A 9,796-nucleotide genomic window follows, 5' to 3' on the forward strand; every position below is an offset into this window, starting at 1 on the left:
ATGATCAGATCAAGAAGTATAAAATAGCAATGATAGCTAATAGGATAATTGTAATAGCATACACTTTGTCGTGTAAGTAACTAAATGCTGGTAAAGATCGTTCCTTTCTGGCATAGAGGTAAAAACATAGTCCCACACTATAAAGTATCATGGAAAGTAATAAATAAGTTGTGCCACCAGCATAAATCAACCATACTCCATAAATCGATCCTAAAGCGCCAATCATAATTAAATAGGCCTTGCCTTGTTGAATAGCCAATTTGAAAACAAAAAGCGCCGAAAGCAAGTAAGGGATAAGTACCATTGAGGTTGATAGCTGGATTAAGGTGTTGTAGCCCGATTGATTGAAATGAGCAAGGATAATTAATACCGTTATTAAGCTTGTTGTTAACCATAAAGCGTTGGAAGGTGTGCCTGCTTTGTTGAGTTTACCAAAGCAACTTGGCACCGTATGCTGTTTGCCTTGACCGCTTAAAAATAGCATTTCGGCAGCTAGCATTAGCCACGATAATAATCCGCCACTGACCGACACAATTAAGCCGATGTTGATCAAGGTCGCCCCCCAGCTACCAATGACACGTTCAATGACTAAGGCCATTGATGGATTTTTCATTTGCGCCAGTTCTTGTTGCGGTACAATGCCAAGTGATAACACAGATACGCAAACAAGTAATAAACTGGTAATAGCAAAGCCCAAAAAGGTTGCGCGACTAATACTGATAATATTTTTGGCTCTTTTGGCATAAACCGTTGCGCTTTCAATTCCTAAATAGACCCAAACGGTATAAAGCATGGTGTTTTCAACTTGATCAATAATTGATCCTAATTGCGGTGTTCCCCAAAAGTCGATCTTAAATGTCGAGATTTTAAAGGCGAGACTAACACAAACAATAAATAAACCGATAGGCACAATTTTAGCTAATGTCACTAAACAATTTAATAAAAAGGCGCGATATATTCCTTTCAATACAAAATAATGTACTATCCATAACAATAAAATAGCTGCAATAACCGCCGGTAATGTGGTGCCATGACCAAAGAAGTTTAAGCTATCAAAAGATCCTAATGCGCTAAATAAAATAACTAAGTAGCTAGTACACGACATCCATGCCGATATCCAGTATCCCCATGCTGCATTAAAGCCGATATAATCGCCAAATCCTTCTCGTACATAGCCGTATAATCCATCATTGATTTTGTAAAATCGGATCGATAAATACTGAAATACCCGTGTTAGCATGAACATGCCCAAAAGGGTTATTGTCCATGCAATTAAAATCCCTGCAGTCCCTGACCCTTCGGCCATGTTTTGTGGTAGGCTAAAAACTCCACTTCCTACAATACTGCCAACAACTAATAGGGTAAGGGGAAGTATGCCTAGCTTTTTTTGTATTGGTGTATTCATAGTTCGCTTATTGTTAAGTTGAGTATTAGTAGGTTTTTATTCAATCATTTTAAAATCGTAATGACATGCAACTTACGCCACCATCTATTTTTTGATATTCAGAGGTATCCACTTCGATAACTTGGTAACCAAGCTTTGCGATTTTGCCTTTTGTAATTGGATAGCCTGCTGGCATAATAACGTGGTCGTTAACCCATATGCAGTTAGCCGCATAACTTTCTTGCTCAGGGATTTCAATAATATTAAGGTGTTGAAATTCGGGTTTAGTGATAAATTCGCCTGCTGCTAATAAGTTGTTATTTTCTAAATAAGCAAGACCCGTTTTTAGATGTAACACTTTTTCAAGCTTAACTACTGAGCCAGTTAATCCGTACTTTTCTAAAATAGCTATCATTTGGTTAGCACCAGTTTGGTTGGTTCGAGCCGATAAGCCAATGTAGTAGTGGTTTTCAACCATCATTATATCGCCCGCTTCAACTGTACCAGGTGCGTTAATTCTTTCCACTTTATTTGGATAAAATCTTTCGATGGTGTCAGCGATAATTTCAGTTTCTTCTCTGCGGCTTTCGGCTCCAGGTCTTGTAATAATGGCACAATATGGCGTACAAAGGACTGTATCTTCAACAAATACCGAATCTGGAAAACGTTCGTCAGCGGGTAAAATTGTGATATCGACATCGCACTGTTGTAATGCTCGGATGTAATTGTTGTGCTGATCTAGGGCTTTTTGATAATCTGGTTTGCCCAAGTTGGCTGATGTTAAACCGTTAATTAGTGATTTGGCGGGCATTCTTGCAATAATATGGTTAAATTTTTTCATTTTTTACTTACTCCTGTCTTATAATTATGCTTTATTTTTGAATAATAATTCACTATATTAACTAAATCAAGCTTAAATTTGATTTTTTATGCAATTTGTTTTTGTTGTGTTTAGTACTGAATTTTTACTGATATTGTAAGTGAGTTACGAATGGATAATTGTACAGAAGTATGGATGTCATTGGGGGATTATATAAAAAAGGGTAATATGAATTACCCTTAAAGATGTTTTTAAATCGTTGGATTATTCACCTTCAAAATCTACCAATGTAAAACAATCAATACCCATATTGGTGAGTTTAGTTTTACCCTCTAAACTTGGTAAGTTAATGACAAAAGCTGCATCTTCGGCAATGCCACCTGCTTTTTGAATCAATTTTGCTGTTGCAGCAACAGTACCACCAGTCGCTAATAAGTCGTCGATAATTAATACGCGTTCACCGGGATTGATGGCATCTGAGTGAATTTCGAGCGTATCAGTACCATATTCTAATTGATATTCTTCTTTAAATACGTGACGCGGTAACTTATTTGGTTTTCTAACTGGTACAAAACCTATATTTAATGCTAATGCAATCGGAGCTGCAAAAATAAATCCACGCGCTTCAGTGCCAACCACTTTATCTATTTTTTTATCTTTATAGTGATCGATTAATAGCTCAACAGAAGTTCGAAATGCAATAGGATTTTCAAGCAGGCTAGTAATATCACGAAATAAAATCCCTTTTTTAGGATAATCTGGGATGGTGATAATACTATTTTTGATTAGTGAAAGTTTTTCTTGTAATTGAGTCATATTAAATGTTCTCTATCTCTCTTCTATAAGAATGGACAATTTTTTATTATATACTTTCGCCGTTTGGCATGGCAATAAACAAAAAGTAATATCGCTGGAAAATAGAATCGTTGACTTGTTTTTTTACTTTTTTTTACAAAAAAATACAATATTCACACAGTTTGTTTGAGAGCAAATGCATTTAGTTTTTATTTGAATATTTTTTTTCGTGTTCAATTAACCAACGTTTTCGCTCTAAGCCTCCACCATATCCCATTAATTCGCCATTCGAGCCAATGACTCGGTGACAAGGTATGATAATTGCAACTCGATTAAATCCATTTGCACTTGCCACTGCACGTATAGCTTGTGGATTATTAATTTTTTCTGCTTGTTGTTTATAGGTGGTTAGTTTTCCGTAAGGAATTTGCTTTAAACAATCCCAAACGGCTTTTTGAAAGTCTGTTCCTGGTGTATGTAATTTGACATTAAAATAATGCCTTTTTCCTTGGAAATATTCGTCAATCTCTTTTTTGGCCTGTTTTATATGACTATTATCACCAAAAATAATTTTCATTTTTAATTGTCTTTGTAGTTGTTCGAGTTCAGTTTCTAACATTCTTCTATCTACAAATTCTAATAAGCAGATCCCTTTATTGGTAGAGCATACAAACATGGGGCCTAATGGCGTTGTTAAACGATTAATTAAAATAATGTCTTGATTGATACTTTCTAATGGCGTGTTTTTGATGATCTTTTTATAGGTATACCCAAAACCACTTAAAGATTCATACCCTGTGTTATAAGCGGTATTAATAACATTTCCTTCTACTTTAAGCTCTTGATAGGCTTGATTAATTCGGTACATCCTTTGATAAGTTTGGAAGGTGATTCCATAATGTTTTTTGAACCAGCGTCTGACCATTTCAGGGCTTATTTGATGTTTTTTTAATATGGTATCAGATACTTTTGTTTTAGGATTTTCTGTAATTAATGTGATGGCTTTAGTAACGTCAATAGGTGCTTCATTAGCATTTTCAGTTGGTTTGCAAATTTTACAAGGTCGATATCCTGCATCAAGTGCGGCTTTAAATGTAGTAAAAAATTCAACATTTTCAAATTTTGGTTTTCTTGCTCTGCAAGTCGCAATACAAAATACTGATGTTGTTTTAACTCCTGCATAAAAGATTCCCACATAGTTTTGATCTTTTGTGAGTAAAGCTTGATAATACTCTCTTATTTTGTCCGCATTACTAATAACCATAATTTTTTAAGCCTTAATTTTATTACATCTAATAATTAGTATGCATATTAAATAATATAGTAGCGGCTGCAACCGAAAAAACGACAACTATTTTTTATATTGAAAATTTGCCATAAAGAAAGACTTTAGAATAAAAAAACTTAACCAATTAATGATGTGTTGGTTAAGTTTTTTAGTTAATTTCTGTATAAAGGTGAATTGTTTAATGATTTTGCTACAAAGCTGTTGACTGATAGTGTTTTAAGTTTGGTTTGAATGTCCAATGCTTGCTGTTTTGATTCACACTGTGTAAAAACACAAGCTCCCGTACCTGTTAATCTACTAGGAGCGAATTGTGATAAGTAAGCTATGAGTTTATCAACTTCAGGATAACGCTCACGTACTACATTTTCACAATCGTTTTTAAATTGATCAAACGGTAAAGCAATAAGCTCTTGGATACTGAGCTTGGGTGTATCACGAGATAGGTTTGGTTCGTTAAAGACTTTGGCTGTTGATATTTCAATATTAGGGCAGGCGATTAGATACCAGTGTTCAGGAATGTCGACGCTTTGGAGTTGATCACCAATGCCTTCAGCAAAAGCTGCATGCCCATGAATAAAAATTGGCACATCAGCCCCAATTGTTTGGCCTATTTCGATTAATTCTTCAGTCGATAAGTTAAGTTGCCATAACTGATTTAGTGCGACTAATACAGTGGCAGCATTGGAAGAAGCACCGCCTAGTCCACCACCCATTGGCATTTTTTTATCAATTGTAATATCTACACCAATATTTTTTTTGTTAGCATACGACTTTAATCGTTCTGCGGCGATCGTAATTAAATTCTTATCGTCGGGAATGTTAGCAAATGGTGTTAATAATTTTATGCTGTCATCTTGACGGACTGTAAAGGTCAAAATGTCACAATAATCTACAAATTGGAATAGCGTTTGTAGATTATGATAATTATCAGCACGACGGCCTGTAATATATAAAAATAAATTTAATTTAGCAGGTGATAACCATTGTTTCATAAATATTATCCGTTATCGTAAAACCCAGTTGCTAATTTTTAATCGAACCACTACATCATCATGGGTAAGTTCAATGCTTGCAGGTAAATAAACTTCTTTATTTTTATAGGTATAATTTGTATAACTGGAAATTTTTAATGTCCATTTATTATTGCCTTGCATAAAGACGGTTGATATTAAGCGCCCTGAATTGTCTAATTTGTCAGCATTATTGTTGTCTGAAAATCCTTTTAACCAATTATGTAAAGAATTTAATGGTATATTTACGTTAGAGATTTTTTTCATTAGATTTTCAACGTTGACATCTTGATAACTTTCACCATTTTTATCAAGCAGTTGTGCATAATTAGGCTCGGCTTTTAAGCTTAAAATATTGGTACCAACGGGGGTGGTTAATTTGACTTCGTAATTATCTGTTGACTGTTGGGTAATTAAAAATCGACCATAATTACGAGACTTATTACTCATATAAGCAATACTGCCGTTTACTTGAAACGCATTTATTTGTTGTAGATTCTGTTGGTGAGCTTGCCATTGTTGTTCAACTGAAATGGAATTTTGTGATTTAGTTGATTGGCAAGCGGCGATAAATAAAGATAATACGATAAGAAAAGCATATTTGATTTTAGACATGAAGTAACTCTTAGTTGTTAGTGTTTGTTGTCAACGATGAGTGTATTATAACCGATAATTATCTGAATAAGAAAAAGTAACTATGTAAATTAATCTTTATTCTTTTTTTATGTATAATATAGGTTTAAAGCTCGTTTAATATAAATAAAATAATTATATCAATATATAACCTTCAAAAAAGAAGCGATGCAATGTCCATTACAATTTTTGGTGTTAATCATAAAACTGCGCCAGTCGCTTTAAGGGAAAGGCTTGCTTTTCCTGCTGAGATTGTCGATAAAGCGTTATACAGCTTATACCAACATCCTTTGGTTGAAGGGTGTGTGATTTTGTCTACCTGTAATCGAACAGAAATTTATTTGAGTTATGAGCATCAAACTGACTATCTAAGATTAAAACAGTCGGTAGAAAGTTGGTTAGGGCAATTTCATCATCTTGATATTGAGCTATATAAAGACTCACTTTATTGGTATGACGGCCAACAAGCTATTGAGCATTTGATGTCGGTTGCTAGTGGTTTGGACTCAATGATCATTGGTGAGCCACAAATTTTAGGACAAGTTAAGAAGGCATATAGTTTTGCTCAAAAACAAAACTGCTTATCTGTCCAATTAAAAAAACTATTTCAAACAGTATTTCATGTGGCAAAAATTGTTCGCAGTGAAACCAATATTGGTGCTAATACGGCATCTGTTGCTTATGCCGCTTGTTTAGTTGCTCGCCATCTTTTTGTTGATACTTCTAGTTTAAATATTATGCTTGTTGGAGCAGGGGAAACAATAGAGCTTATCTCACGCTATTTAAAACAGCATGGGTTTAATAAAGTGATTATTGCCAATCGTACCCGTGAAAAGGCATTAAAACTTGCAGTAGGTATCGATGCAGAAATCATTTCATTGCCTGATATCGCTAATCGGCTTAAAGATGTTGATATTGTGATTAGTTCAACAGCGAGCCCTTTACCTATCATAGGTAAAGGCATGGTTGAACGCACTTTACGCGCTAGAAATTATCGCAAAATGCTGTTTATTGATTTAGCTGTGCCTCGCGATGTTGAGGAAGAGGTTAATCAGCTCGATAATGTGCATCTTTACACTATTGATGACTTACAAAAAACGGTTGAAAGTAATTTAGAGCAACGCGCTATTGCCGCGAAAGAAGCGCAATATCTTATTCAAGAACAAGCTGAACAATTTATTGATTGGCTTAAAACTAGGTACGCTGTTGCTTATGTTAAGCAATATCGTAGTAATGCGGAAAGTATTAAGCGTGAGTTACAAATAAAAGCCTTAAACTCGATCAAGCAAGGTGCTAATATTGACGATGTTTTTGCTGAGTTTTCCCATCGTTTAACCAATAAATTAATCCACGCACCGACTCAAACATTACTCCATGCCGCTACACATGATTGTGATGACTGTTTCAAAGTGCTTAGTAAAGGTTTGGGCTTAAAAGAACACTAGTAAATATATCGCTTTGTCTAAAAAACGAGGAATAAATTGGATCAGATTGAATTTTTTGATATCCCAAGCCCTTGTAAACGAGTTTGTGAAACTGATAAACAAGGCTATTGTATTACCTGCTATCGCTCAAGAGAAGAACGATTTAACTGGTTAACCTTGAGTGATAGCCAAAAGCAAGAAGTCTTACGTTTGTGCAAACAACGGGCATTAAGGCGCCATTATCTATTATTACAGCAACAACGACAACAACAATTAAATCCAAACACATCACAATTTGATCTTAATTTCTGAAATCTATTTATCTATTTTTAACTGTATATTGTAATCTTGTTTAACTAAGAGTAGGATTTTTGATACATATAAAGATGGCAATTTTTGAGTCACCTTTTTTAATTTTATTGGAACTTAGAATATGAAAATGTGTATTGCTTGTGGCATGCCAATGACAGCTATTGCTGATTATCCATTGCTTGATATGTCTAAAAGCTATTGTAAACATTGTGCTCATAAGGATGGCACAATGAAAACATTTGATGAAAAATGGCATGAAGTCACATTACAATATGCTAAAAATTACAATATTGATAATGCTATAGCTAAACAAACGGCTTATATAATCCTTAAAAAATTACCTGCATGGAAGCCTAGAAGGTAGCTTGTTTTTTAGACATACAAAGCACTTTATGATAATAGTTGTTGCAGATATTGCAAAGCTAAGTATAATGCTAACGTTTACTTATTTACACTTTTAATGCCAGTGTGGCGAAATTGGTAGACGCAGCGGATTCAAAATCCGCCGCCCTTAAAAGCGTGTCGGTTCGAGTCCGACCACTGGCACCAAGTCCACAAAAAGAACTCCAGTTTATCGTTCAACTTTTTAGTTTCTCTGTACAACAACAGTTAAAGAGAAAACAGTTAGTTGGAATTTCGCCTGAGTATAATAAAGAAAATACTTGGCAAGTTTGCTTTCTTTATCCTTCGACATATAAAACTCTAAAAGACTTAAAGCATTCATTGATTTTTTTGCTAAAAAAATGATCGCATCCTTTTTTTTGTGTATTTGGAAGTTAAAGAAGAGGATTGATTCTGTCTAGGTTATTTTTTGTAAAAAATATTCAGGATTCTATACCGTTTAGTGATTGATTGAGACTTTGCTGTCTCCTCATTGTTAAAAGGTATGATCACTATCGTAGCAATTAAAAATTCAAAAAATTTGCCAGTTGTCAAATGAATGTGTAGCTGAAAGCGTGATTCGTGCTTTAATGCAGATGTAGCATAATCAGTAAATAGTTAGGTTTTTCTACAGCATTTCAAATTTATGGTATTACTACAAATAATATTAAAAATGATAGCTAAAATAGTTGTTTTATTAAATTTATGATAATATTTGGTCCCCTTTAAAACCTTGAAAAGTTAATGCGATGAAAAAAATAAAATATTCTTTGTTGCTAGTTTGCAATATAACATTGGTTGGTTGTTTTGGTTCAGATACCTTTTCGTCTAGCTCAGTTGATCGTATGATTGACAATCCAACTCCGAATGAAATAAAAGTGATTGTTGATGGAAAAGAATTAACCATTCCAGCAAAATCAAGTGTAAATTATACATTTGAGTACGGTAAGCATACATTGTCTTACGGCAATCAATCGTTAAATTTTATCGCTAAGCCTTCAACAACTGATAGTTCTGGATTAATTAATCCTACTCAAAGTAACTATTATTTGTTAACAACTTTCTATACAACTTCGAATGTAAGTGACGAAACTTACGATAAGTTGATAGCTAAACATTTAAATTCAGTTCCTGTAATTATTAACGGTGAACAACAAGAGCTTGAACTGCCGGTTAAAGTTATTAATGATGTTTTTATTGAGCGTCAAAAAGATTTTTGGGATTATTCAGTTGATGAGCCTTATCCAGCTGAAGTTACTTTACGAGGAAAAGGACAGTTCCAATCTCAAAAAATCAAATTATTCCGCGAAGATAGTTTTATTGAATCTTTGAAAGCAGAAGGATTTAATGAGAAAGTAAACTTCATAAATCAGCATCCTACATTTTCTGAGATAAAGAAATATACGATTCCAAATATTCAGTTAGATGCTATTGTTTGTAAGAAAGGGCGTGAATTTGTAGAAACTCAATTAAATGATTGGAATAAGTTTTTTACCTCGACCGGTAAAGACTTAGCATCATTATATAAACAGTTAACATCGAATGAAACTTTTCAGAAAAAACATGCCATTATAAAAGAATGCACATCAGAAGGGGATAAAAATCAAAGTTATCAATCGGCGACAAGACAACTTGAGGAGGCATTCGATGAAACTAAACAAATCAATTTTTTTGTTACTCAGTAAATAAATTAAATACTTTTAGTATCAGCAAAATTGTTATTTAGCTAGCATTTTAGCCGTATAAGTA

At 34.0% G+C, this 9,796-nt stretch carries 10 protein-coding genes and 1 tRNA gene; 5 read left to right on the plus strand and 6 right to left on the minus strand.

What is annotated here, in order from left to right; all coding sequences use genetic code 11:
• Positions 1-4 precede the first annotated feature (4 nt).
• The 6 genes from ACYIAJ_RS00365 to lolB all read right to left on the minus strand — a co-directional run bounded on the left by ACYIAJ_RS00365 (position 5) and on the right by lolB (position 5,912).
• Complete coding sequence (locus ACYIAJ_RS00365; protein ID WP_483564148.1) at positions 5-1,405, minus strand: basic amino acid/polyamine antiporter; 1,401 nt, start codon at positions 1,403-1,405, stop codon at positions 5-7.
• Positions 1,406-1,454: 49 nt separating this feature from the next.
• Positions 1,455-2,225: a dimethylargininase gene (gene ddaH / locus ACYIAJ_RS00370; RefSeq protein ID WP_483558298.1), complete on the minus strand. Its 771-nt coding sequence runs from the start codon at positions 2,223-2,225 to the stop codon at positions 1,455-1,457.
• Between the two features lie 243 nt (positions 2,226-2,468).
• The gene (apt, locus tag ACYIAJ_RS00375) at positions 2,469-3,020 is read right to left on the minus strand and encodes an adenine phosphoribosyltransferase (RefSeq protein ID WP_483558296.1); all 552 of its coding nucleotides are present in this window, start codon (positions 3,018-3,020) and stop codon (positions 2,469-2,471) included.
• 181 nt (positions 3,021-3,201) lie between these two features.
• Positions 3,202-4,263: a bifunctional transcriptional activator/DNA repair enzyme AdaA gene (locus ACYIAJ_RS00380; RefSeq protein WP_483564149.1), complete on the minus strand. Its 1,062-nt coding sequence runs from the start codon at positions 4,261-4,263 to the stop codon at positions 3,202-3,204.
• Positions 4,264-4,439: 176 nt separating this feature from the next.
• Entirely contained in the window at positions 4,440-5,279 is an 840-nt protein-coding gene (ispE, locus tag ACYIAJ_RS00385; protein WP_483558293.1) for a 4-(cytidine 5'-diphospho)-2-C-methyl-D-erythritol kinase, read from the minus strand.
• A gap of 12 nt (positions 5,280-5,291) precedes the next feature.
• The gene (gene lolB / locus ACYIAJ_RS00390; RefSeq protein WP_483558291.1) at positions 5,292-5,912 is read right to left on the minus strand and encodes a lipoprotein insertase outer membrane protein LolB; all 621 of its coding nucleotides are present in this window, start codon (positions 5,910-5,912) and stop codon (positions 5,292-5,294) included.
• Between the two features lie 191 nt (positions 5,913-6,103).
• On the opposite strand from lolB, the gene hemA reads away from it, so the two are divergent.
• The 5 genes from hemA to ACYIAJ_RS00415 all read left to right on the plus strand — a co-directional run bounded on the left by hemA (position 6,104) and on the right by ACYIAJ_RS00415 (position 9,732).
• Positions 6,104-7,375, plus strand: a complete 1,272-nt coding sequence (gene hemA, locus ACYIAJ_RS00395) for a glutamyl-tRNA reductase (protein ID WP_483558289.1) — start codon at positions 6,104-6,106, stop codon at positions 7,373-7,375.
• Between the two features lie 36 nt (positions 7,376-7,411).
• Positions 7,412-7,666, plus strand: coding sequence for a DUF1289 domain-containing protein (locus ACYIAJ_RS00400; protein WP_483558288.1), 255 nt, complete (start codon positions 7,412-7,414; stop codon positions 7,664-7,666).
• A gap of 121 nt (positions 7,667-7,787) precedes the next feature.
• Entirely contained in the window at positions 7,788-8,030 is a 243-nt protein-coding gene (locus tag ACYIAJ_RS00405) for a zinc ribbon domain-containing protein (protein WP_483558286.1), read from the plus strand.
• A gap of 98 nt (positions 8,031-8,128) precedes the next feature.
• Positions 8,129-8,215 (plus strand) — tRNA-Leu (locus ACYIAJ_RS00410).
• Between the two features lie 581 nt (positions 8,216-8,796).
• Positions 8,797-9,732, plus strand: coding sequence for a hypothetical protein (locus ACYIAJ_RS00415; protein WP_483558285.1), 936 nt, complete (start codon positions 8,797-8,799; stop codon positions 9,730-9,732).
• Positions 9,733-9,796: the final 64 nt, after the last annotated feature.

It is taken from the genome of Gilliamella sp. X-46 (assembly GCF_057063525.1).

Excerpts from the sequence above, each read along its gene's own strand:
- ACYIAJ_RS00365 (WP_483564148.1), bottom strand. The coding sequence starts at position 1,405 with ATGAATACACCAATACAAAAAAAGCTAGGCATACTTCCCCTTACCCTA.
- ddaH (WP_483558298.1), bottom strand. The coding sequence starts at position 2,225 with ATGAAAAAATTTAACCATATTATTGCAAGAATGCCCGCCAAATCACTA.
- apt (WP_483558296.1), bottom strand. The coding sequence starts at position 3,020 with ATGACTCAATTACAAGAAAAACTTTCACTAATCAAAAATAGTATTATC.
- ACYIAJ_RS00380 (WP_483564149.1), bottom strand. The coding sequence starts at position 4,263 with ATGGTTATTAGTAATGCGGACAAAATAAGAGAGTATTATCAAGCTTTA.
- ispE (WP_483558293.1), bottom strand. The coding sequence starts at position 5,279 with ATGAAACAATGGTTATCACCTGCTAAATTAAATTTATTTTTATATATT.
- lolB (WP_483558291.1), bottom strand. The coding sequence starts at position 5,912 with ATGTCTAAAATCAAATATGCTTTTCTTATCGTATTATCTTTATTTATC.
- hemA (WP_483558289.1), top strand. The coding sequence starts at position 6,104 with ATGTCCATTACAATTTTTGGTGTTAATCATAAAACTGCGCCAGTCGCT.
- ACYIAJ_RS00405 (WP_483558286.1), top strand. The coding sequence starts at position 7,788 with ATGAAAATGTGTATTGCTTGTGGCATGCCAATGACAGCTATTGCTGAT.
- ACYIAJ_RS00415 (WP_483558285.1), top strand. The coding sequence starts at position 8,797 with ATGAAAAAAATAAAATATTCTTTGTTGCTAGTTTGCAATATAACATTG.